This is a genomic window from Bradyrhizobium sp. 6(2017) (assembly GCF_011058295.2).
GTDB classification, from domain to species: domain Bacteria; phylum Pseudomonadota; class Alphaproteobacteria; order Rhizobiales; family Xanthobacteraceae; genus Bradyrhizobium; species Bradyrhizobium septentrionale.
Genome location: NZ_CP049289.2, coordinates 549,889 through 573,554 on the forward strand (window position 1 = coordinate 549,889; position 23,666 = coordinate 573,554).

Annotated in this window: 18 protein-coding genes; 3 read left to right on the forward strand and 15 right to left on the reverse strand. The window is 65.5% G+C overall.

From position 1 onward, the window contains the following. Nucleotides 1-150: 150 nt before the first annotated feature. The 9 genes from G6P99_RS02690 to G6P99_RS02730 form a co-directional block, all read right to left on the reverse strand. Nucleotides 151-2,259, reverse strand: coding sequence for a S9 family peptidase (locus tag G6P99_RS02690; protein ID WP_029084267.1), 2,109 nt, complete (start codon nucleotides 2,257-2,259; stop codon nucleotides 151-153). Nucleotides 2,260-2,438: 179 nt separating this feature from the next. Next, a complete protein-coding gene (locus G6P99_RS02695; RefSeq protein WP_029084268.1) occupies nucleotides 2,439-4,160 on the reverse strand; it encodes an ABC transporter permease in 1,722 nt (573 codons plus the stop codon). Between the two features lie 168 nt (nucleotides 4,161-4,328). Beyond that, nucleotides 4,329-5,393, reverse strand: coding sequence for an ABC transporter substrate-binding protein (locus G6P99_RS02700; RefSeq protein ID WP_029084269.1), 1,065 nt, complete (start codon nucleotides 5,391-5,393; stop codon nucleotides 4,329-4,331). 23 nt (nucleotides 5,394-5,416) lie between these two features. After that, nucleotides 5,417-6,469 (reverse strand): ABC transporter ATP-binding protein, encoded by a 1,053-nt coding sequence (locus tag G6P99_RS02705; protein ID WP_245284871.1) that lies wholly within the window; start codon nucleotides 6,467-6,469, stop codon nucleotides 5,417-5,419. A gap of 284 nt (nucleotides 6,470-6,753) precedes the next feature. Beyond that, entirely contained in the window at nucleotides 6,754-7,062 is a 309-nt protein-coding gene (locus G6P99_RS02710; protein ID WP_029084271.1) for a GIY-YIG nuclease family protein, read from the reverse strand. 243 nt (nucleotides 7,063-7,305) lie between these two features. Continuing rightward, nucleotides 7,306-8,490: a pyridoxal-phosphate-dependent aminotransferase family protein gene (locus tag G6P99_RS02715; RefSeq protein ID WP_029084272.1), complete on the reverse strand. Its 1,185-nt coding sequence runs from the start codon at nucleotides 8,488-8,490 to the stop codon at nucleotides 7,306-7,308. Between the two features lie 132 nt (nucleotides 8,491-8,622). Then, complete coding sequence (locus tag G6P99_RS02720) at nucleotides 8,623-9,453, reverse strand: LssY C-terminal domain-containing protein (RefSeq protein ID WP_051346673.1); 831 nt, start codon at nucleotides 9,451-9,453, stop codon at nucleotides 8,623-8,625. A gap of 34 nt (nucleotides 9,454-9,487) precedes the next feature. Next, nucleotides 9,488-10,213 (reverse strand): thermonuclease family protein, encoded by a 726-nt coding sequence (locus tag G6P99_RS02725; RefSeq protein WP_029084274.1) that lies wholly within the window; start codon nucleotides 10,211-10,213, stop codon nucleotides 9,488-9,490. 122 nt (nucleotides 10,214-10,335) lie between these two features. Beyond that, nucleotides 10,336-12,060, reverse strand: coding sequence for a hypothetical protein (locus G6P99_RS02730; protein ID WP_029084275.1), 1,725 nt, complete (start codon nucleotides 12,058-12,060; stop codon nucleotides 10,336-10,338). A 359-nt stretch (nucleotides 12,061-12,419) separates the two neighbouring features. Between G6P99_RS02730 and G6P99_RS02735 the strand changes: the two genes are divergently transcribed. Continuing rightward, nucleotides 12,420-13,271: a caspase family protein gene (locus G6P99_RS02735; protein ID WP_165127159.1), complete on the forward strand. Its 852-nt coding sequence runs from the start codon at nucleotides 12,420-12,422 to the stop codon at nucleotides 13,269-13,271. 187 nt (nucleotides 13,272-13,458) lie between these two features. Here G6P99_RS02735 and G6P99_RS02740 read toward each other — a convergent pair whose 3' ends face one another. The 6 genes from G6P99_RS02740 to G6P99_RS02765 all read right to left on the reverse strand — a co-directional run bounded on the left by G6P99_RS02740 (nucleotide 13,459) and on the right by G6P99_RS02765 (nucleotide 21,739). Beyond that, entirely contained in the window at nucleotides 13,459-14,337 is an 879-nt protein-coding gene (locus tag G6P99_RS02740; RefSeq protein WP_029084277.1) for an efflux RND transporter periplasmic adaptor subunit, read from the reverse strand. Nucleotides 14,338-14,344: 7 nt separating this feature from the next. Beyond that, entirely contained in the window at nucleotides 14,345-15,433 is a 1,089-nt protein-coding gene (locus tag G6P99_RS02745; RefSeq protein WP_165127161.1) for an alpha/beta fold hydrolase, read from the reverse strand. Between the two features lie 526 nt (nucleotides 15,434-15,959). Then, on the reverse strand, nucleotides 15,960-16,145 hold the full coding sequence (locus tag G6P99_RS02750; RefSeq protein WP_334261911.1) for a hypothetical protein: 186 nt from the start codon (nucleotides 16,143-16,145) through the stop codon (nucleotides 15,960-15,962). Between the two features lie 339 nt (nucleotides 16,146-16,484). After that, nucleotides 16,485-16,694: a cold-shock protein gene (locus tag G6P99_RS02755; RefSeq protein WP_029084280.1), complete on the reverse strand. Its 210-nt coding sequence runs from the start codon at nucleotides 16,692-16,694 to the stop codon at nucleotides 16,485-16,487. A gap of 400 nt (nucleotides 16,695-17,094) precedes the next feature. After that, nucleotides 17,095-19,530 carry an adenylate/guanylate cyclase domain-containing protein gene (locus G6P99_RS02760; RefSeq protein WP_165127163.1) on the reverse strand — a complete coding sequence of 812 codons (2,436 nt, stop codon included), beginning with the start codon at nucleotides 19,528-19,530 and terminating at the stop codon, nucleotides 17,095-17,097. A 133-nt stretch (nucleotides 19,531-19,663) separates the two neighbouring features. Further along, nucleotides 19,664-21,739 carry an AsmA family protein gene (locus tag G6P99_RS02765; RefSeq protein ID WP_029084282.1) on the reverse strand — a complete coding sequence of 692 codons (2,076 nt, stop codon included), beginning with the start codon at nucleotides 21,737-21,739 and terminating at the stop codon, nucleotides 19,664-19,666. A 211-nt stretch (nucleotides 21,740-21,950) separates the two neighbouring features. Between G6P99_RS02765 and G6P99_RS02770 the strand changes: the two genes are divergently transcribed. After that, on the forward strand, nucleotides 21,951-22,625 hold the full coding sequence (locus G6P99_RS02770; protein WP_029084283.1) for a Crp/Fnr family transcriptional regulator: 675 nt from the start codon (nucleotides 21,951-21,953) through the stop codon (nucleotides 22,623-22,625). Between the two features lie 345 nt (nucleotides 22,626-22,970). Beyond that, on the forward strand, nucleotides 22,971-23,606 hold the full coding sequence (locus G6P99_RS02775; protein WP_029080576.1) for a pyridoxamine 5'-phosphate oxidase family protein: 636 nt from the start codon (nucleotides 22,971-22,973) through the stop codon (nucleotides 23,604-23,606). Nucleotides 23,607-23,666: the final 60 nt, after the last annotated feature.

Here is a 23,666-nt window from a genome sequence, read left to right on the forward strand (position 1 = left end):
CCGGCGAAAGCCGGGACCCATAACCACAGGGAGGAGTTTGGCGAAGGCTGGCAGTGCCGTGGTACTGCGACTTCCTTGCTCGATAGATCACGCGGTATGGGTCCTGGCTTTCGCCAGGACGACGATGGGGAGGTATCCGGGCTACGAAAGCTACACCTCCGCCCTCTCCGCCATCCCGACTGCCCACAGCGCGAACGCGTAGACGATCGCGACCTCGTCGAGGCGGTTGAAGCGGCCGGAGGCGCCGCCGTGGCCGGCGCCCATGTTGGTCCGCAGCAGCACCGGTCCGCCGCCGCGCATGGTAGCGCGCAGCCGCGCGATCCATTTCGCCGGCTCCCAGTAGGTAACGCGCGGGTCGGTGAGGCCGCCCATTGCGAGGATCGCCGGATAGTCCTTTGCCGCGACATTGTCGTAGGGCGAATAGGACAGGATGGTACGAAAATCCTTCTCGCTGTCGATCGGGTTGCCCCATTCCGGCCATTCCGGCGGCGTCAGCGGCAGCGTGTCGTCGAGCATGGTGTTGAGCACGTCGACGAACGGCACTTCGGCGACAATGCCGGCGAACAGCTCGCCGGCGCGGTTGGCGACCGCGCCCATCAGCATGCCGCCCGCCGAGCCGCCATGGCCGACGATGCGCTTGGCGCTGGTATAGTTCGCATCACACAGCGCGCGGCCGGCGGCGGCGAAATCGTCGAACGTGTTGGTCTTCCTCTCGCGCTTGCCGTCGAGATACCAGCCCCAGCCCTTGTCGGCGCCGCCGCGGATATGCGCGATCGCATAGACGAAGCCGCGGTCGACCAGCGACAGCCGGTTCGCCGCAAACGACGCCGGCATCGCCATGCCGTAGGAGCCGTAGCCATAGAGCAGCAGCGGCGCCTTGCCGTCGCGGACAAAGTCCTTGCGGTGCAGGATCGACACCGGCACCTGCGCGCCGTCATGCGAGGTCGCCATGATCCGCGTGGTGACGTAGTCGGCCGGGTTGTGACCGGACGGAATCTCCTGGCGCTTGCGCAACACCCGCGTCCGCGTCGCCATGTCGTAGTCATAGACCTCCGACGGCGTCGTCATCGACGAATAGGCAAAGCGTAGATTGGTGGTCTCGAACTCGTAGCCGCCCATGGTGTCGAGCGAATAGGCGGCCTCGTCGAAGGCGATCGCGTGCTCCTCGCCCGTCTTGAGATCGCGGATGATGATCGCCGGCAGCGCGTTGGCGCGCTCCAGCCGCACCATGTGACCGGCATAGAGCTCGACGTCGAGCACATAGACGCCCTCGCGATACGGAATCAAATCGCGCCAGTTGGCGCGCTCGGGCGACGCAAGGGGCGCGGTCGCGACCTTGAAGTCGATGGCGTCGTCGGCGTTGGTCAGGATGAAGAGCTCGTCGCCGCGGTCGGCGATCGAGTATTGCACGCCTTCCTCGCGCGCCGCGACCAGCCGCGGCGGTGCGTCGGGATTGGCGAGATCGATCAGCCGCTGTTCGGAGGTCTCGTGGTCGCCGCCGGCGATCACACAGAAGCGGCCGCTGGCGCTCTCGTGCAGATGGGTGAACCAGCCGGGATCCTGCTCTTCATAGATCAGGATGTCGTCGGCCTGCTTGGTGCCGAGCTTGTGCCGCCACACCTGCATCGGGCGGTGATTGTCGTCGAGCTTGACGTAGAAGAAGCTCTTCGAATCCGCGGCCCAGACCACGCCGCCATCGGTCTCCTCGACGAGATCCTCGAGATCGCCGCCATCGGCCCAGTCGCGCACCCGAATGGAAAAGTATTCCGAGCCCTTGGTGTCGGCGCTCCAGGCGTGCAGCCGGTGATCGTTGGAATGCCGGCTACCGCCGAACTTGAAATATTTGTGGTCCTTGGCCAGCGCATCGCCATCGAGCACGACATGCGCATCGCCGCCGTCGCGCGGCGTGCGGCAGAACAGCTCGTGCTGGCCGCCCTCGCGGAACTTGCGGAAATAGGCGAACGGGCCGTCCGGCGACGGCACGCTGGAATCGTCCTCCTTGATCCGCCCGCGCATCTCCTTGACGAGCTGCTTCTGCAAGCCGTCGGTGTGGCCGAGCAGGCTCTCGGTGTAGCCGTTTTCGGCTTCGAGATAGGTCCGGATATCGGGATCGAGGATCGAGGGATCGCGCAGCACCTCCTGCCAGTTCGGATCCTTGATCCAGGCATAGTCGTCCGTCACCGTGATGCCATGAGTGGTGAACGAATGCGGCCGGCGCGGCGCGACAGGGGGCGAATTCTTGGTGGTGGATTTGGTCACACGATCCTCATATGCGGGGTTCCGCCTTATATCGGGATGAATGTGGCGATTGCCAGATGGGTGGGCGCCGCCGTTTGTTCCGTCATTGCGAGGAGCGTAGCAACGAAGCAATCCATTCTATCCCTTCGGTGAGATATGGATTGCTTCGCTTCGCTCGCAATGACGGGGATGGAGCGACGCTACCCGTTCCGCAGCTTCGCGCCGGCATTGCCGCCGGACATCGGGATCTGGTTCACCGCCAGCACCACGGCAAATGTAATAACCAGCATCGCGATGCCGAGCACCGCGATCGCGGCGAGGTCGCCGCCTTCGTTGAGATCGTAGATCAGGACCGACAGCACCTTGGTCTGCGAGGTGAACAGCACGATCGCGGCCGACAGTTCCCGCATCACGCCGATGAAGATGAAGCACCAGGTCGCGATCACCCCGGTGCGCAGCAGAGGCGCGGTGATCTGGCGCAACGCCTGCAACCGCGTCGCGCCGAGGATGCGGCTTGCTTCCTCGAGCTCGGGATGGATGGTCGCGAATGCCGCCTGCAATTGCTGATAGGCCGAGGGCAGGTTGATGGTGAGGAACGCCAGCAGCAGGATCCACAGCGTGCCGTAGAGCACGAAGGGCGGCCGCGTGTAGCTCAGGAACAGGCCGACGCCGAGCACGATGCCGGGAACGGCGACCGGCGCGGTGGCGAGGAAGCCGAGGATGCGATGGCCCGCGATCACCTTCCGTGTCGTCACATAGGCGATGACCAGCGCCAGAATGGTGCCGATGGTCGCGGTCGCGGCGCCCAGAATCACGGTGTTCTTCAGCGCCAGTTGCGTCGACGACAGCTCGGTGAACACGAAGACGATGTTGTGCAGCGTTGCCGTCGACGGCGTCACCAGTGTGGTCGCATTCGGCGAGAACGCGGCATTGAGCAGCGCGAAGTAGGGCAGGAACACCGGGTTGAGCAGCACCAGGAGGCAGAAGCCGAGCGCGGCCCAGCGCCATCCCTTCAGCTCCACGCGGCGCGGCGCGTCATATTTGCCGCCGATCACCGAATAGCCGCGGCGGCCGAGCAGCGCCTTCTGGCCCTGCAGCAGCAGGATGGTCAGCACCAGCAGCGGCACGGCGGCGGCGGCCGCGAGTTCGAGCTTCGGCGGATACTGGAACAGGCTCCAGATCTTGGTCGTCATGGTGTGGAAACCGGCCGGCAGCGCCAGGATCGCCGGCGAGCCGAACAGCGTCATCGCCTGCAGGAAGGCGATCAGGGCGCCCGCGACCAGCGCGGGCAGCGCCAGCGGGATCGTCACCCGCCGCGCTGTGGTCCAGGCGTTGCCGCCGAGGATCGCGGAGGCGTCCTCCAGTTCACCCGGCATGCTGTCGAGCGCATTGGCCACCAGCACGAACACGAACGGGAAAGTGTAGCAGGAGATCACGAAGATGATCCCGGTCATCGAATAGATGTTGAACAGCGCGTCCGCATCCGCGCCCGCGAACAGCCGGTAGAGCTGATTCAACAGCCCCGAATTCGGCGCGGCCAGCAATTCCCAGGCCACCGCGCCGAGGAACGGTGGCGTCACGAACGACGCCGTCACCAGCGCGCGGATGGTCTGCCGGCCCGGCATGTCGGTGCGCGACACCAGCCAGCTGAGCGGCGCCGCGACGATGCAGCAGATCACCGCCGACGTGGTCGCGATGATCGCAGTCGTCAGCAGCGGATCGAGGAAATCGGGATTGCTGAACAGCGTGACGAAGTTCTGCAGCGTCGGATGGCGGTTCTTGTCGGTGAAGGCAAAAACCGCAAGCCACGAAAGCGGCAGCAGGATCAGCAGGATGAGCACCGCCGCGAACAGCCAGAGCACCGGGCGCGTCCAGTCGATGCGGGGGCGGGGGGCTGGGGAGGTGGTTGTGGTTGTTGTCATGCGGAGACTCTCACCTCGTCATTCGCGGTGCGCAATTGCGCACCTGAGGGCATCGCGAAGCGATGAGCCCGGAATCCATCGGGCCGCATGTGCTGACGGTGAAATGGATTCCGGGTTCGCGCGTTGCGCGCCCCGGAATGACGGTGGTGCGTGTCGAGACCCATGCCCTCACACCCGAAACAACCGCGCATAGCGCGTCTTGATTTCTTCGGTCATCGCCTCCACCCCCGCCGGATCCTCCTCCATCAGCTTGATGTCGGCGAGCCTGCGCCGGCCGGCCCTTGGCTGCACCTGGGCGTGCACCGAATATTGACCGGTGAAGTCGACGAAGAATTGCTGGGTCTCGCGGGTGTGCAGCCAGGCCTGGAACAGCTTTGCGGCGTTCGGATGCGGCGCGCCGGCGAAGATGGCCGTCGGTCCCGAGATTGTCGGCGTGCCCTCGGTCGGATAGACCGGCTCGACCGGCTGTCCGGCCTCCTTCAACAGCACGATGCCGTATTCATTGCCGTCGGCCATCACGGCGCGTTCGCCGAGCGAGAGCTTCTTCGGTGGGTCGGTCGAGGACTGCACCTGCATCACGCGCTGTTTTGCAAGCTTCTCCAGATAGGGCCAGCCGAGCTCGCGCACGATCTGGAATGTTGTGGTCATGATGGTGCCGCTATAGGCCGGATGGCCCTTCACCATCTTGCCGGCCCATTTCGGGTCGAGCAAATCGGCAAAGCTTTTCGGCGCGTCCTCCGCCTTCACCAGATTGGTGTTGTAGGCTATCGACGACAGCCACAGCCGCGTCGTCACGGCCATCCCGTCCGGGTCGCGATAATTGTCGGGGAAATATTTCGCGACGTCCTCGGGCACGAACGGCATCAGCCACCCGCTCTTTTTCCATGGGATAAAGTGCGAGGCATCGGCGCTGTTGACGACATCGGCGGCGTGGATGTTGGCGTCGAATTCCTGTGCCACGCGCTGGAACAGCCGCTCCGAGCCGGAACGCTCGATCTGCACCGTGATGCCGGGATACGCGGCCTCGAACACCTTGCCGAGTTTTTCGCCGACCGGCAGGTCCATCGACGAATAGAACACCAGCTTGCCTTCCTTCTTCGCTGCGGCGACAAGGTCGGGCGTAATCGCAACCGGCTCAGGTGCCGCGGCGCGCGCGGGCGATGCGAACACGCTGCCGGCTGCAAGCGCCGCAGCGCCTTTCAGGACATCGCGTCTGGAAACTGGTTTCCGCATCGCGTCCCTCCGTTTCTTGTTCATTAACGGCTGAGCGCCCGACAACGCTCGGGCGGCAATGTCAGCCAAACCTCGCTACCTTTCTCGACCGCGGTCTCCGTCGGAGTGGTCACGCGCAACGAGGTGCCGTCGGAGGTTTCCACCATGTAGTCGCGGTTCATGCCGAGATAGACCTGCCGCGTCACGATGGCCTTGAGCGTGTTCTGCGTTGCGGCCGGCGCGTGCGTCGAGAGCTGGATCTCGTGCTGGCGGATCGCGACCGGCGCGCTCTGGCCGGCTGCGAGTTTCGCGCCGACCACCTCGAGCGTCGCGCCGGCGAATTCCACGTGGGTCGCGTCGCGCGCGGTGCCCTTGATCACGTTGGCGGCGCCGATGAAGCGCGCGACGAATTCGGATTCCGGCCGCGCATAGATGTCCTCAGGCGCGCCGAGCTGGTCGATCTTGCCGGCGTTCATCACCGCGATCAGATCGGCTGTCGTCATCGCCTCGGACTGATCGTGGGTGACGTAGACCGTGGTGTAGCGATATTCATCGTGCAGGCGGCGGATTTCGAACCGCATCTCCTCGCGCAGATTGGCGTCGAGGTTGGACAGCGGCTCGTCGAGCAGCAGCGTCTCGGGGCCGACGATCAGCGCCCGCGCCAGCGCGACGCGCTGCTGCTGGCCGCCGGACAGCTCGCCCGGATAGCGCTGCGCCAGTGGTTCCAGTTTGGTCGTCGCCAGAATCGCGGCGAGTTTTTTCGCGATGGTGTCGCGATCCATTTTGCGCAAGCGCAGGCCGTAGACGATGTTCTCGGCCACTGTCATGTGCGGCCACAGCGCGTAGCTCTGGAAGATCATCGACATGTTGCGCTGCTCGGGCGGCAGCGTGCGGGCTTTCGACGACACCACGCGGTCGCCGACGCGGATTTCGCCGTCTGACGGTTCGAGGAAGCCGGCAATCAGCCGCAGCGTCGTGGTCTTGCCGCAGCCGGACGGCCCGAGCAGGCAGACAAGCTGACCATGATCGATCGTCAGCGAAACATCATCAACCGCGATAAACGATCCAAACCGCTTGACCAGGCCGCGCAACTCCACCGATGCCAAGCGATCCCCTCCATTTTGTTGTCTCGCAGGGATCCGTGCCCGGCTGTTGCCGGCAGTAAAGCGGAAAATGATGACGGCGGAAAGTGTTCGCGCCCCGTCATAAAGTCGTGGCTCCTCTTCGTTGCGTATCCCCCGACCACTCTCCCGTCATCCTGAGGAGCGCGCTCTTGCGCGCGTCTCGAAGGATGCACGGCCCAGATGTCTCGGCGCGCTCCGACTCGGTCGCGGCGGCAGCTCGGCCGTCGATCCTTCGAGACGGCCGCTTTGCGGCCTCCTCAGGATGACGGCGAGGGGTTGCGTTGGCGACGATGTGCCAGTCGGCTCATCGCGCCCCAATCCGACCGAATCAGTGCTTCCTTCTTCGCTCGACTCCAGCCTTTGATCTGCCGTTCCGCAGCGATACCGTCAGTGACGCGATCGAAATACTCTGACCAGACGAGGACCACTGGTCGACGGTTCAGAGTGTAGCCGGGGAAGGTACCCGCATTGTGCTGTTCGATGCGCGGCGCGAGATCGTCACCCGTGGCACTGCCGACGTAGAAGGACTCGTCGGCACAGCGAAGCATGTAGATGTAAATGCCCATCGCGATGATCCTGTCCGTATGCGTGGATCAAGAATGGCGTGAATGTGGCCACGGTCAATGGGCAATGCTATTCCACCATTCCGCGACCACCTCGTCCCGTCATCCTGAGGAGCGCGCTCTTGCGCGCGTCTCGAAGGATGCACGGCCCCGATGGAGCCGCGCGGCCGCAGCCGGGCCGTCGACCCTTCGAGACGCGCTTCGCGCTCCTCAGGATGACGGGTCTCAAGCCGCGGCTTTCTGCTCCTACGCCTTCACGTTGTCGCCGAGCCACTGGATGGCGGCGTCGGCGCCGGCTTTGCCGTGTGGGATATTCAGCGCGGTGAGCGCGACCTCGACGACGCCGAGCGTGCCGAGGATCATCGGCGCGTTGACGTGGCCCATATGCGCGATGCGGAACGCCTGGCCCTGCAAATCGCCGATGCCGGTGCCGAGCACGACGCCGCATTTTTCCTTGGCGTAGCGGTGGATTGCGGCGGGATCGGCGCCCTTCACGGTCACGGTCGTCACCGTGTTGGAACGCTCGGCGGCTTCAGTGATGTTGAAGCCGAGCACCTGGCCCTCGGCCCAGGTGGCAACCGCGCGGCGCACGGCTTCGCCGAGCAGCCGGTGCCGTTCGAAGGCATTTTCCAGGCCTTCGGCATGCAGCATGTTGATCGCCTCGCGCAAAGCGAACAACAGATGCACCGGCGCGGTGCCGGCATACTTGCGGTAGTGCTCGCTGCCTTCGCGCTCGGTCCAGTCCCAATAGGGTGTGCGCAGATCGGCCTTCTTGTGTGCGTCCCAGGCGCGGTCATTGGCGGCGACGAAGCCGAGGCCGGGCGGCGTCATCAGGCCCTTCTGCGAGCCGGACATCGCGACGTCGACATACCATTTGTCCATCTCGAACGGCATGCAGCCGAGCGAGGCAACAGTATCGACCATGAACAGCGCGGGGTGGCCGGCGGCCTTGATCGCCCTGCCGATCGCCTCGATGTCGTTGTAGGCGCCCGACGCGGTGTCGACCTGCACCGCGAGGATCGCCTTGATCTTGTGCTCCTTGTCGCGGCGCAGCCGCTCCTCGACCTCCGCCGGACGGATCGCGCGACGCCAGTCGCCCTTCAGCACCTCGACCTCGGCGCCCATCGCCGCCGCAGCCTGGCCCCAGCCGATCGCAAAGCGTCCGCTTTCCAGCACCAGCACCTTGTCGCCGCGCGACAGCACGTTGGAGAGCGTCGCCTCCCAGGCGCCGTGGCCGTTGGCGATGTAGATGTAGGATTTGCCCATGGTGGCGAACAGTTTTGAGAGATCGCGCAGCAGGCTCTCGGTCAGTTCGAACATCTCGGCGGAGTAGATATCGAGCGCCGGGCGATGCATCGCCTGCAACACCTGATCGGGCATCGTGGTGGGCCCGGGGATGGCCAGAAATTCCCGGCCCGCGCGAACGGTCATCGTCCTGTTCCTTATGGGTAAAGCAACGCAAATCATGCGTGTGAGGGGTCAAGTGCCGAGGATATTCCATCACGGCTGCGATTGCGAGCCGGACAAAGCAATCCAGCGTTTCCAAAAGCGCGGGACACAGCCTTATTTGCCGATCGATTCGACCACCGCGCGCCAGATCTGGTCCTTGAACTCCGTCGCGGCGGGGCTTGGGATCTGCTCGACGGTGCCGTGGTTCTTGCGGCAGGCCTCGACCAGCCGCAGCACCCAGATTTCGCCGTCGGTGTAATAGAGATCGCCGCCGCCATTGCGGCCGGCGAGGGTCGGGCCGATGCCGGTCACCTGATATTTCGCGGTGACCATGCCGGCGGACTCGAGGTCGGTGGCGAGCAGTGCACGTTCGGCGTCGAGATCGGCCGCGATATGATGGGTCACCGCCCCGGTGTAGCTGGAGATGCCGACACTGCGGTCGAGCGTCGCAGCGCCAAGCCACACCGGGCGCTTCTCCTGACCCTGATCCAGCACCCGCCAGAAGCGGACATGGTTGCGGCGATCCGCACTCGCTCCAACCGGTTTCTCGAAGGCAAGGTCTTCGCGGCGATCGAGATAGAACAGGTTGCTCACCGGCGCATCCTTGTAGGGACGATCGAGCAGCACCGAGCCTATGATTTCGATCGAGGATTTCAGCGTGACCGGATCGGCCGGATACCAGCCGGTCTCGTGCATCGCACAGACCACGTCCCTGGTGTCGCCGATCAGCCCGACATTCATGGGATCGCCGGGAATGCCCTGCGCGGTGCGCGTCACCATCGGCAGATTGGCAAGGCCCTTCTGGTGTTCGTAATGCGTCCACAGTGCGGGCAGCAGCAGATAGGCCGCGATCAGGTAGATGACGAGGGCGAACAGAAACAGCCGCAGATAGCGCAGGCGTTTGCGCCGGCGCGCCGCAGGCGGATTGATCTCGAGATCGGTCACGGTACACGTTTCCAGATCAGGTGTGTCGCGCGCCCTAGCGCCGCGTCTCGCGGCAGCCGGCGGCCTCGGCTTCCTCGACCGAGCAGAACCAGCGCGTGCCCTTGCTGATCTTCATCTCGATCTTGGCGTACCAGCGGCTGGTCGGCTGATGAAAGATGCATTCGCCGGAGCGGTTGACGTTGCCCTTGATGGTGCAGTCGGGCGAGGGCGCGACGGGACCGGAGGCCGAGGCGAGCAGGATCGAGCTGGCTCCGTCCGGCGGCTTCACCGCGCCGAGCACATTGGTCTTCTTGTTGCGCACGCGCCAGTCCCACGGCGCGATGAACGCGCCCTGCCACATCCCGGCCTTGGCCTCGCGCGCCGCCTTTTCGTCCGGCTCGTAATCATGCGAGACGCGGGTGTAGGCCAGCGCCCAGCCATTGCTGACCAGCCATTTCTGGATGTCCTCGCCGTCGACCTCGCAGCGCGCGATGGTGCGGCCGCGGCGATCGACCGAGCGGGGATGGCAGGTCCAGCTCTTGTTGCCGGCATGCTTGATCAGCTCGTCGCGCGCGGCGACGCCGCAGGTCCAGCGTTCGCCCTTGGTGTTGAGGCAGAGCTGGTCGGTCGACGGCGCGTCGACACCGCCGAGCCGGATGCGGGCGCTGCCGATCTGGATCTGGTCGCCGTCGCGGATCTTCGGCACGCCGGTGATGTCGGCGGCGACAGCTAAGGTCGGCAGCGCGAGCAGCAGGCCAGCAGTGAGCAGCATCTTGAACATCGGCATTCCCGGCCAGAATCTTGTCGTTCAAAGGGCTTGAGCGTCTCGACGTCAGTGCCCAAGGATTGTGCGGGCAATTGGGCAACCGTGCCAGTGCCCGAGTGTTTCCGCCAGTTTCAACTTCACGTCATCCGCTTCTTCGCCAGCGCGAGACCCATCAGCACGAAGGCCGACGTCACCTCGGGCCCGCCGACCAGGATGCGGGTCGGCGTCTTCATCTTATTCCATTCATAGGCCTTGTAGGGCCCCTTGCGGCCGCCCTCGCCGAGGCCCTGCACGATGCAGTGCAGCGCCGGCGTGAAGGTCGAGACCGCGGCGCCAAGATGCGCCAGCGCCATCAGCGCCAGCGCGGCGTCGAACGGGTTCATCTCGTGGGCGATCAGCTCGTTCGTGACGTAGCCGAGCACGCGGGCGCGGATCAGCGCGAACACGTTGCCGGGATCGATGACGCGCTGCGCCGCCAGCGGCAGCGCAACGAAGGCGGCGTAGCAGCGGCCGAAATAGGCCGAATAGAGCTCCGGCAGATAATAGATATGCGAGCGCGGATTCTTGAACGCGCCGCTTTCAACCAGGTTCTTCTGGAAGGCGATGATGCGATGCACCGTCTCCAGCCGCTGCGGCGTCTCGATGATCTTCCAGCGGGTGAGGTTGCGGAACGAGACCTCGAGAATGTCGAGGTTCAGCGTCGGATCGAGGTCGTTGCCGTAGGGCCGCTCGCCCGCGAGATTGTCGATCCAGGTGACGACGCCGCCTTCATAATCGATGTTGTCGTTGAGCGGCACGGTGACGCGCGGCTCGTTGGCGCCCGAGCGCACCTGGTAGCCGCGGTAGAAGTCGAGCAGCGGCTGCGCGAGGATCGGATCGTCGGAGCCGGCCTGTGTCGCGGCAGAGAACGAGCAGGCCGTGGTGTCGCAGTCGGGCACATAGACGCCGAAGCCGAGGTCCTGCTTGATCTGGGCGAAGAAGCGCGAGAAGCGCGGATGCCGGCCCGGCGCCAGCGCGGTGATCACCTTCACGACGGAGCCGTCATGCGACGGCACCTCCTCGGCGCTGGTCTTCAGGCAGAACTCGACCATGTCAGAGATCGCGCGCCGCGCCGCGCTTGTCTCATCCGGCGATGCCAGCCCGGTCTCGACAAAGCCGAGCAGCGCCTCGGTGAAGAACGCGTCGTAATAGGCCGAGCGGTGGCGGATCTGCACCGGCTCCCACATCGGCTCGGCGATGCCGCGCCAGGCCGGGTTGATCAGCACGCGCGCCGGCGAATGCGCGATGAAGATCCGCGCCAGGCTGAACAGCAGGGTCGAGTTCTTGTAGCCGCGCGCGTTGAGCCCGGTCAGCGCCATCAGCATCTCGCGCCCGCCGACGTCGGGGTCGCCGATTAAATTGAAGGCGGCATAGGTCGGGATGAAGCCGCCGTTCCTGCGGAACGAGCGCAGCAGATGCGCGCCGGTCAGGCGGATCACACGGTCGATCTCGGCCATCCCGGGCAGGCGCCCCGGCGCAGGCGCGGCCGGCGGGGCCGGGTGGCGGACGCCGATATCGTCCATCAGCGCCGCCACTGGCGCGCCGATCGCGGCCCAGTCCGGCGCGTCGGCGTCGCGCGCCTCAATCAGCGCGGCGCGCAGGCCGGCAAGCCGCGCGGGGTCGTTCAGCGCCGGCAGGCCGGTGCGGCGGAGCAGCGCGCGCAGCGGCGGATTGCCGAGTGCGGTCCGGTAAAACTTCCCGAGATGGGCATCGCCGCCGCGATAGGACTGCAGCACGGGGTCGCAGACGTCATACAGCGACGGGCCATCCTTGGCTGCGGTCAGTGACCGGCACACGGCGCCTGCGATCTCGTGAAAGCCCATGAAACTCTTTCTGTTGGAACCGGTTAATGCTGCCATCAGGCAGCATTTCCCGCGCTTCGCCCCAGACTCCCGCAAGCCGTTGGAAAGCTACATGAATCCCTGCAAAATACAAATGTGACCGAAGTCACGTAACGGGATCTTAACGGCGTCAATGGCCTCTGCCGGGCGGCAGCATGCGGCAAACCGGGTTGCTCCGGCCGCCCGGCCGGGTTAAGGGAGTGTTTGTTGCAGCGCCGCAAATTGAGATCAATCAACGGCACACACAGCTCAACCCCATTAAACCTGACCATCACTGACGCGACTAACTGGCGCGATCTCGTGTGAGCGTGATCGGGATAAAGATTGGGACTAGGAACGCTATGAACCTTAGGCAGCCTCATATTTCCCGTCGCACCATTGCCTTCGCTGTGGCGGTGGCTGGCACGGTGTCGCTGGCGATCGGCGCCCATGCCGCGCTCAACAAGCGGACGATGGATGTCGCCAAAGGGACCGTCGGGGCTGTCGCCACCGACACCACCGGCAGCATCCCGGCCGGCACCTCCCGTCTCGCACTGATCATCGGCAACGGCCATTACCCGGACGCATCGGCCCCGCTGGCCCAGCCGATCAACGATGCCCGCACCCTGTCGTGGGCGCTGCGCCGCGAGGGTTTTGACGTCGACGTGGTCGAGGACGCGACGCGCGACGACATGTTCCGCGCGGTCGAGCGCATGAAGGCCAAGATCCGCCCCGACACCGTCGTGATGCTGTTCTTCGGCGGCTATGGCCTGCAGGTCGGCCGCGAAAGCTACATGATCCCGGTCGACGCCACGATCTGGAAGGAAGCCGACGTCAAGCGCACCGGGGTCAGCGTCGAGTCCGTGCTCGATGCGATGAAGGAGCGCGGTGCCAAAGCCAAGCTCGTGGTGCTCGATGCCTCGCGCCGCAATCCCTATGAGCGCCGTTTCCGCGCCTTCTCGCACGGCCTCGCGCCGATCTCGCCGCCGGAGAATACGCTGGTGCTGACCTCGGCGACGCCGGGCAAGGTCGCCGACGATTCCAGGGCGCCGAACAGCGTCTTGGTCTCCGAGCTGATCAACAACCTCAACGCCCAGGCCGGCGCCGAAACCGCCTTCAACAAGACCCGCGTCGCGATCTCGCGCGCGAGCGAAGGCGAGCAGGTGCCGAGCGTGTCGTCGTCGCTCTTGGAAGACATCAAGCTCGGCGGCTGAGCCCAAGTCTTCCCGCACGTCGTCCCGGCCTAGTGCGCAATTGCGCACGGGAGCCGGGACCCATAACCACGAATGTGCGTTGTGGTGCGATGCTGGGGCCGCAGCCGCGTTCATCGCAAAGATCGGTGGTTATGGGTCCCGGGTCGCGCTTCGCTTGCCCGGGACGACGCTGTGGGTGCCGCGCCGTCTACTTCGCGTCCGCGCTCGCGCCCACCGGCCGCACCGGATCGCCTTCGCGCAGCAGTGCGCCAGCGCGGGCGACCACGATGTCGCCTTCCTGGATGCCGTCGCGGATCTCGACCTGGCCGGCCGACATCAATCCGGTCTCCACCCGCCGCGTCTCGACGCGGCCGCCGCGGATCACCTGCACCACGGTGCCCGCGGTGGAATAGAGGATCGCGGTCAGCGGCACCGCGACGCCGCAACTCTGCCCGGTCTTGATCTGCGCCCGCCCGCTCGAATTCACCAGCAGCCGCTTGTTGGCGGTGATGGCGATGAACACCTGGCCGAGCTGGCTGTTCGGCTCGATGGTCGGCGCGATCCGCCGCACCTTGCCGTCGACATCGCCGGCGCCGATGATCTTCAGCCGCGCGGTCTGCTCGGTCTTCAGCTTGGCGATGTCGCGGGTCGGCACCATGCCGACCAGGTCGTATTCGCTCTTGGCGATGATCGAGAACAGCGCGTCCTTGCCCGAGGCCGGCGCGCCGACGATTGCCGACGACGCCGAGATCGTGCCCGCCACCGGGGCTGTAATGTTGCTCGAATTGGTGCCGTCGGTCAGCTTTGCCAGCACCTGCCCCGCGGTGACGGTGTCGCCGGGATCGGCATTCACTTCCGCCACCTTCAGCCCGAACCGCTCGGGCCGGACCTGCTGCTCGTCGCGCGGCAGCACGATGCCGGACACCTCGACGATATTGCCGAAGCAGAATTTTGAGGCCTTCAGCACCGTCACCGCCGCGCCCTTCGGCGCAGCATCCGTCTCGCCCGCGGCAGACGCGGGCGAGACGGCGAGCAGGACCAGCACGGCGGCGGTCAGCGCAGAGGCGCGCATGCGGGGCAAAATCATAGACAAACTATTTCCACAACGAGGGCCTCCTGAATACCAGATGCCGCCTGGCCGGGCCAGCCGGCTGCGCCGCGTCGGCCGCGCCCGTATCCGCCAGCCCCAGCTTCGCCGGCTCCTCGGCGCGCCAGATGTGGCGCAGGATCTCCGGGTTGACCCGCTCGGCATGCGTTACCGGCAGCATGTGGCCGGCGGCCGGCAGATGCCGCAGCTCGGCGCCATCAATCAGCAAGGCGAGCTTTGCGACAATGCGCTGCGTCACATAGGGTGACAGCCCGCCCGACAGCAGCAGCGTCGGCACCCCCAGACCGCGCGCGGCGGCCGCCACGTCGTCCAGATCGAGCGCGGCGTTGAAATCGTAAGGCAGCTTGTCGGCCTGCTCGATCATCCGCAGACGCCCGCTCGGCGAGAACTGCTCGCGCGGGCCGGAGCCGGCCCAGAACGCGGTGAACGCCTCGACCGCCTCCATCACCGCGCCATCGAAAATATCCTGCGACACGATGTGCGCCGTGCGCGCGAAGCGCTCGTAGAGCCGCGCGTCGGCCGGCGAGTCGAGCAGCGTATGATCCGGAAAAGGGCGAAGCGGTTTTTCCTCGCGACAAACGCGGGGCGCGTTTGCGCGGGGATCATGCTCAAACAAAGAACTGTTGCGTGATGATGCGTCACGCACAGCATGATCCGGAAAAGTGTGCAGCGGTTTTCCGACAGGATCATGCTCAAACAAGGAGCTCTTGCGTGACGACTCGTCACGCAAGAGCGTCGGCAGCACCGGCTCGATCAGCGTCAGGCTGTGGATGCGCTGCGAATAAGGCGATGCGGTCGCCAGCCGAAACGCGATCGCCCCGCCATAGGAATGCCCGATCAGATGAATCGGCCCCGCGGCCTTTGCGAGCCAGGGCTCGAGCAGCGCGATCTCGCCATCCAGCGTCCGCGGCCAGTCGCGCCCAATGGCAGCAACGCCATAGCCGGAAATATCCGGCGCCATGAACCGATAGCCACTGAGCGCGGCCGCAAGCTTCGTCCATTGCCGTCCCGACCCCAACGAGCAATGCAGCGCCACCACCGACGCTGCCTCAGGCGTCCCGTTCAAACCCGTCATCAAACCCATCCTGCTTGTTCTTTTTTACGCGACCGCGCGTCGCGTCATGACGCGAACGACGCGGGGGATGGGTTATTCCTGGGACGAGCGGGAGAGGCCGTGATCGTGATCACGGACGCAGTCAGATTCACTGGATGTTGATTATCGCGAGAATGATCGGACACAACGACGGAAGAGCAGGCGTTTTGCTTTCCCATAGGTGCAATCGGCGCCCGGCCTTCCCTGCGCCCTCTCACAATCGAGGAGGGTGATTTGATCGCTCACTCGGGCGCAACGCGTCGCGAAGACGCGGACGCATATCCCTCACGCTGTTTGACAATGTTGATCCGGGACTAACGTGGCTCCGTCGCGCTGCTGCTCCGTCACCCTGAGGAGCGCGCTCTTGCGCGCGTCTCGAAGGGTCGACGGCCACCAGTCGGGCCGCGCATCCTTCGAGGCTCGCCCAGCGGCGCAATTGCGCCGCAAGGTTCGCACCTCAGGATGACGGGATTGATAGCGGTGCGGACGTGACTACAGCAGCACTACCTCAGCGCACGATGCGTTTCACGCGCGCCTTCTTCTTGGCGATGGGGGCTGGCGCCAGCTCAGCCTCGGCGGCAGCCTGGGCCTCGCGGGCTTCGCGCAGCGCGCGCAACCGCTCCATGTTCTTGCGGATCGCGGCCGCGTCGCGCTCGACCTCGGCGATGGCGCGGGCGCCTTCCTCGGCCGCCATCCGCTGTCGGTCGGCTCTTGCAAGGCTTGCGGGCGATGGAGCGGGCTTCCTGGCGTTCATCGGCATCCTCTCAAGGGCATGATCCCCCGCGCAAGCGCGTCGCGTCTGTGTCCCGCGGCGCAGCTGTCTCGCCAAACGGCGCGACGCAGCGTTCTCAGGGGTCACGCGCAACAGCACATGCTAAAACCCGCCCAATCCGGGTGGATCGAGCGGGCAGCAACGTCATCCCAGTACATCCGTGGAATGACGAACCGGCATGATCTCCGCGCAAACGCTAGCGTTTGTCGCGAGCTAAAAGCGCGTCGCGCTTTCCGCTGTAATCATGCCCAAGCAGGAATCTCAGACGATCTGAAGATTCTCGGCGCTGGTCTTGCCGCGCATCTTGTCGGTCTTCAGCTCGAACGAGACCTTCTGTCCTTCAGCGAGGCCAGTCAGACCGGCACGCTCGACCGCGCTGATGTGAACGAACACATCCTTGCTGCCGTCGCTCGGCTCGATGAAACCAAAGCCCTTCTGGCCGTTGAACCACTTCACAGTACCTGTCGCCATCTTCTCTTCTCCAAAGCGCGTAAGCGCGTTTTTGCGCAATACTGCGCGTCACATCCATTCAACTGGCGATGTCTTTGGAGGAGGGCCGTTCTGGCCATTCAACAAGGCACAACGGCTAATCGAATGGGACGAATATACACACTTTCCCCGCGAATGCAAGGTTCCGGCGGTAGCGGGTTCCCGCTGGCGGATGCGGTCGCCGGGTCTCTCCTCGCAATTGGGACGACGCTGTAGCGGCGCGAACTCTCAATCCGTCACCCTGAGGAGCGCGAAGCGCGTCTCGAAGGGCGACGGGCACAAGCGGGGCCGTGCATCCTTCGAGACGCCGCTTCGCGGCTCCTCAGGATGACGGGTTTGGTGGATGCGATGCGTTCCGGGCCACGAAGCGGAATGCACACGGCTACTCCGCCGCTGCCTCAGCTCTCGACTCGCCCTTCCAGCGCAAAATCTCCGCGGCGAGGATCGGGTGATTGAATCCCTTCAGCACGAGGTCGTCGATGGCGCGGCCCTCGACATGGGGCTCGACGGTGCCGTAGACGCGGCGGCTCACCACGATCTGGCCGGCCTTGGCCTCGCCGCACAGGCGGGAGGCGAGGTTGGTGACGCTGCCGATCGCGGCATATTCCAGCCGCTGCTCGAAGCCGACCTGGCCGAGCGTGGCGTAGCCGACGGCGATGCCGATGCCGAACCCCAGGCTATGCCCGCGGTTGCGCCAGCGCTCGGTCAGCGGGCCGATGGTGTCGCGCATCTCGACCGCCATCTTCACCGCGCGCAGCGTGTGGTCTGCGAGCAGGATCGGCGCGTTGAACAGGATCATCACGCCGTCGCCGGCATACTTGTCGAGCGTGCCCTCATATTTGAAGATCAGCGTGCCGAGCGCCGCGTGATATTCGCGCAGCACGTTCATCGCCTCTTCCGGCTCGGTCGCTTCGGTGAAGGCGGTGAAGCCGCGCAAATCGCAGAACACCACGGTGACCTCGCGGCGGTGGCTGGCGAGCAGCCCCTCGGGGCTGTCGGAGGAGGCGATCAGCTGCGCCACTTGCGGCGCCAGGAAACGCTCGAGCTTGCGGATGCGCTCGATCTCGGAAAGCTGGGTTTCGACGCGGGCCTCCAGCGACTTGTTCCAGTCCTTGAGCTCCTCGGTTTGCTCGCGGAGCTTGTCGGCCTGCTCGCGCACGGTGGAATGGGCTTGCTCCAGCGCGTGGCTCTTCTGGTCGACTTCGGTGAACAACCGCGCGTTGCGCATCGCGAGCACCGCCTGGTGCGCAAAGGTCTTCATCAGGCCGATCAGGCTCACGGGGAAATCGCCGGCCGCCTTGCGCAGCACCACCAGCGAACCGAGCACGCCCTGCTGGTCGACCAGCGGCACCACCAGCACGGAGTGGAAGCCGGCGCCGACCACGACATCGCGCAGCGGATGATCGCCCTCGCCTGCGAGATCGGGGAACGCCAGCGGCTCGCCATCGGCCGCGGCCTCAGCAAGCGGGCTGTTCGCCGCGTCAATTGCGCGATGGCGGCCTTCGGCTTCGGCGTCGATGCCGATCGATTGCGTCAGGTTGAACGTGCGATGTGCCGCGTCATAGCCATAGATCAGCACGGCGTCGGCATGGGTGATCTCGAGCGCGCGGGCGGCGACCGTCGGCAGCACGGCATTGAGGTCGAGCGAGGACGCCACCGCGCGGCCGACCTCCTCCAGCACCTTCAGCTCGTTGATCGATTGCGCGAGGTCGCGAGTGCGCTCCTTCACCTTCCATTCGAGGTCGGAGTAAGTCTCCGCGAGCTGTCCGGCCATGCTGTTGAACTGGCCGGCGAGCTCCTCCAGCTCGTCCGCGGTCTTGACCTCGATGCGATGGCCGAAGTCGCCGGCGCCCAGCCGCCGCGCGCCGGTGCGCAACGCCGTGATCGGCACCAGCATGCGGCGCGCCAAAATCGTCCCGGCGATGATTGCGACCAGGAGGCCGAGCGCGATCAGAAGCGCGATGCGCACCAGCTGGTCGCGGATCGGGGAGAGCGCCTGCGACGTCGGCTGCTCGACAAACACGTGCCAGCCGAGATTCGGTGCGGCGCTCGCGGTGGTCAGCACCGCGTTGCCGTTGATGTCGGTGCCGGAGGCGAGCCGCTTGCCGGGGGGCGACAGCACTGCGGCGACCTGCGGCAGCGCGGCGATATCCTTGCCGACCTCTGGGCCCTTCGAGGAGCTCGCCAGCACGCGGCCCTTGGCGTCGACGACATAGGCGAAGGCGAGGCGGCCGACCTGGGAATCGCCGAAATAGTCGCTGAGGAAGCGCAGGTCGATCTCGGCCACGGTGACGCCGGCGTTGAAGCCGGAATGCAGCTCGCCGATCGACATAAAGGGCCGCCCGTCGTGGAAAGTGGCCGGCGCATAGGCGGTGCCACGGCTCACTGCCTCGATGAAGCGGAGGTCGCGGGACAAGTCGGCGTTGGAGTTCACGGTGACGGTCTGGCGCGACAGCCGCAGCAGCTCGCGGCCCTGGCCGTTGATCAGCGTGAGCTGGCTCACCGCCGGCACCTGGCCGAGCAGCTGGGTATAGTCGGCGCGGCGCAGCTCGATCGTGTTGGAGGAGGCGCGGGTCACCCAGGAGATCTGCCGCTCGAGGTCCGAGATCGCCTGCTCGATGCGCTTGGCGGTGGCGTCCGCCTTGTCGCTCATCGCGTCGGTGAGCGTACTCCTGATGCCGCGGTAGCTGATCCAGGTCTCAAGCGCGCCGTTGACCGCCAGCACGAACACGACGAGCCCGACCAGCGCGAGGACGTATTTGGCGAACAGGCCGCCGCGCAGGAACCAGATCTTGCCCTTGTCCGTCACCCCGTTCATCCAGCCTCGTCCGCCCCCTCGCAATCGGGTGCGCCGCATCATCCGGCGCTGTTTAGCACGGATCGGCGGGGCAGGGCGGAGCCTCCCGTCGCATGGTTAGCCCCGGATATCGGTGGGGGATATCCGGGAATAATCAGCGATTGAACAGCTGGCGCAGCACGTCGTTCATCGCCGGATTGTCGTGCTGCTCGGCGGTCGCGCCGGACGGGGGATTGGGTGGCGGGGGTTGGTCGGCGGCCGGCGGTGCGTCGGGCGCGGACGGGGCCAGGTTGCGGCTCGGGCGGGACGCGTTGCCCTGGTTCATGGTGGAGAGGCCCTGCTGCAGCAGGTTGCCGATGGTCTCGCCAAGCTGCCCGCCGAGCGGGTTGCTCTGGCCGCTGCCCCCTGGAGGCTGGCCGGTGCCGGGCTGTGCGTCGGTTCCGCCGCCCTGCGCGCCGTTGAGGAGATTGCTCAGCCCGCTGAGGCCTTGGTTCAGGCCTTGGGTCAGACCTTGGCCATTCGCGCCGAACAGGCCCTTACCCATCTCCTTCAGCTTGGCATAGGCGGCCTGGGGATTGTCGAGGATGCCCTGCATCTCCGGATAGATCCGCGGGCTGATCCAGGGGCCCTCGACCATCACGGGAATGCCGAGGCCGACCGGATTGCCGGCGCGGCCCTGGCCTTCGGTGGTCATCACGAGCTGCGGCTCGACGCGGAACCCGATCTGCCTTGTGTTGAGGTCGATGGTGCCGACCCCGGTCATCTTCACCAGCGGGCCGATCAGATTGAGATCGGTGGTGACGGCCTGGCCCTTGTCGATCTTGAACGAGGCCGAGAGCTGGCTGAGATCGGTCGACAGGGCCTCACTCTCCTGCCAACCCGACAAGGTGCTGGCGGTGAGGTTGCGGATCATCTGCGCGACGTTGAGGCCGAGGATCTTGCCATCCTGGAACACGACGAAGGCCGTGCCGCCGAGATTGCCGACGATGGCGCGCTCGCTGGCGCCCTGCGAGGTCAGCGCGATCTTCGCCTGCATGCGTCCGTCGAGCTTGTCGAACTCGGCGAGGCTCTTCAGCACCGGCAGCGCGCGCACGCCGGCGAGATCGAGCCGCAGCGCGTAGGTTGGAGCAGCGCCCCTCGCGTCGATGGTGAGGTCGCCATTGGCGGTGCCCTCATAGGCGCCGAGATTGGTGAGCCGACCCTTGAGCACGCCGCTGTCGACCGAGGCATCGATCGCCGCGGACGCGAAGCGGCCGTCGCCGATCACGAGCTCGGCCGCCGAGATGCGCGCCTGCGCGTCGACATAATTGAGCCCGCCAAGGTCAATCGAGGCGTTGCTCCAGCTGTTCGTGCCCAATGGCTGCGCGGCGCCGGACTGGCTCGGCGTCATCGCGATCGCAATGCGCTGGAAGTCGAGATCGAGCTTCACCAGCGGCTTGTTGCTGGCGAAGTCGACCGAGGCCCAGCCGGTGAAGCCGCCGTCACCGAGCGTGCCGGACACGCCGTTGAACATCACGACCGTGCCGTTCAAGCGCAACTCGGCATTCGCCTTGATCGCCGCGGGCAACAGGCCCGGCGCATCGATGTTGAACTCGGCCGGCACGCTCTGACGCTCGAGCGGCGCTTGCGGTGTGGTCGCGCGGATCTCGAACTTCAGCGGCTTGTCGCTCGCGCGCGCGTCACCTGTGACGACGATCTTGCGGTCGGCGCCGATCGTCGCGTCGGCGTTGAGTGTCTCGATCCGGTTCTCGACCCGATCGCGCACATTGGAAAACACGATGGTACCGCCGCTGACGCTGACATGCCTGATCGTGATGCCGCCATTGTCGGACGCAGCAGACTTCGCCGGCGGATTATGGTCGCGGGTGCGCTCGCGCTGCAGCGGCAGGTTGACCACAGGCTTGGCGATGACGAGGTCGGTGATATCGGGCTGGCCCGACCACAGGCTCGACAGCGTTATCTTGGCTTCGACGCTGGCGGCCGCGAACCGGTTGTTGACCTCGCGCTCCCGCGGGTCCTGCAACACGACGTCGTTCAGCGTCACATTGACGGTCGGCCAGAGGCCGATCTTGGCCCCGCCATTGATCGCGAGCTTGTAGCCGGTCTCGCGCTCGACCCGCTCGGTGATACCGGAGGTGAGGAAGGAGGTCGGAATCCCAACCGCCGCCACCAGCGCGATGATCACAATCACGGCAGCAATGGCGGCCCCGGCAAATCTCAGTGCTCTCATGTCGTCGTTCCAGGCCGGGCAAGCGGGGTTCCGCCGCGGAAAAGCGCGGCCGATCGCACGAGATTATCCCGCAAACGGGACCTCGCTCCAATGAGGCGAAAAATAATCCGTTACCGGCATGAACTTATGTGACCTCTCACACACTCCCATGAGGGTGATTTTTGCTAACCGAGCGTCGGGGACTGCTTGGATCGATTTGGAAGGCAGTACAATGAACAAACAGGCCGAATTTGCGGTCATTCTGAAGATGAACCCGATGTTCGCCGATCTCGGTGCGGACGAGTTGCAGCGGCTTTCGGGCCTCTGCCACACCCAGCAGCTCTCGGCCGGCGAGGTGTTGTTCCAGAAGGGCGATCCCGGCGACGCCCTGTTTGGGGTCCGCCGCGGCCAGATCCGGATCGAGACCGGGGCCTCCGACGGCAGCCGGCTCACGCTGAACTTCATGGGATCCGGCGATCTGTTCGGCGAAGTCGCCGTGCTCGACGGTCAGGATCGCACCGCGGACGCGACCGCGGGCGAAGCCAGCGAATTGTTCGTGCTTCGGCGCGGGGATTTCCTCAGCTTCCTCGAGCGCGAGCCGAAGGTCGCGGTCAGGCTGATCGAATTGCTGTGCCAGCGCATCCGCTGGCAGAGCGAGCGGATGGAAGAATCCGTGCTGCAGCCGTTGCCGGTCCGCCTCGCACGCCGGCTGTGCGCACTGGCCGAGGATTTCGGCTCCGAGGTGCACATCTCGCAGGAACAGCTCGGCATCTTCGTCGGCGCCGCGCGCGAAAGCGTCAACCGGCAGCTGCAGACCTGGCGCAAGGACGGCATCGTCGACCTGCAGCGCGGCCGCATCATGCTGCACAACATGACCAAGCTGACCGCCGTCGCGCGCAACGACTAAACGGATTGCCTGCAACGCGCGCGCGAGGGCCACGAATGTCTCGCGCGTGCTGCTTCTCCTGCCCAAAAGACTTGCTTGCGGGAACAGGCTGGAGTCGCTTTCATTGCAGCCGGTCCTTGGGGTGACACCCAGCCTTGCTGGCCTCACGCCATCCACCAGCAAACCCCTGCGGTCTCTTCCCGTTGATCGCAGGGGTTTTGCATTCCTGGCCGTCGGCGCGACCGCGTCATCGTTCTGCAGAGCGGCAGATCGTCGAGAAAAGCACTGCGGCTGAAGCCCGCATGCGCCGCAGCGGGCATCAATTCAGGCATCGACGTGGTATAGACCGACCAAAGGGAGTCGGTCATGGACAGCCAGAACACGGACGGCAAGCCGCCGGTCAAGTCGCAGGAGGATCTGCGCGCGCATTTCGGGCAAGTGAGCCCGCTCGCGGAGAAGAAGGTCCTCAATCATCTCGACAAGTTCTGCCGCGACTTCATCGCACTGTCGCCGTTCCTCGTCATCGCCACCAGCGACGGCAAGGGCCATGCCGACGCCAGCCCGCGCGGTGATGCGCCGGGCTTCGTCTCCGTGCTCGACGACAAGACGCTGCTGATCCCGGACCGGCGCGGCAACAACCGGGTCGATACGTTCGGCAACGTCCTGGCCTCGCCCGGGGTCGGGCTGATCTTCCTGGTGCCCGGCATCAACGAGACGCTGCGCGTCAACGGGCGGGCGGAGATTTCGCAGGAGCCGGACCTCTTGACGCCACTCACGGTGCAGAACGTCACGCCGATCATCGGCGTGAAGGTGCATGTCGATGAGACCTACTTCCATTGCGGCAAGGCGCTGATGCGCTCAAAGCTCTGGAGTCCCGCCACGCAGGTCGAGCGCCACAGCTTCCCGACGCTGGGCCGGATCATCGCCGAGCAGACCGCCGCCGTCGAGGTCGAGGTCGCCGAGAAGGCGATGGAAGAAGCCTATCGCACAAGGCTCTACTAATCTGCTCGCGGTCCTGGCTGTCGAGCTCCGCCATCACGTTCCGGCCGGATCCACCTGCAG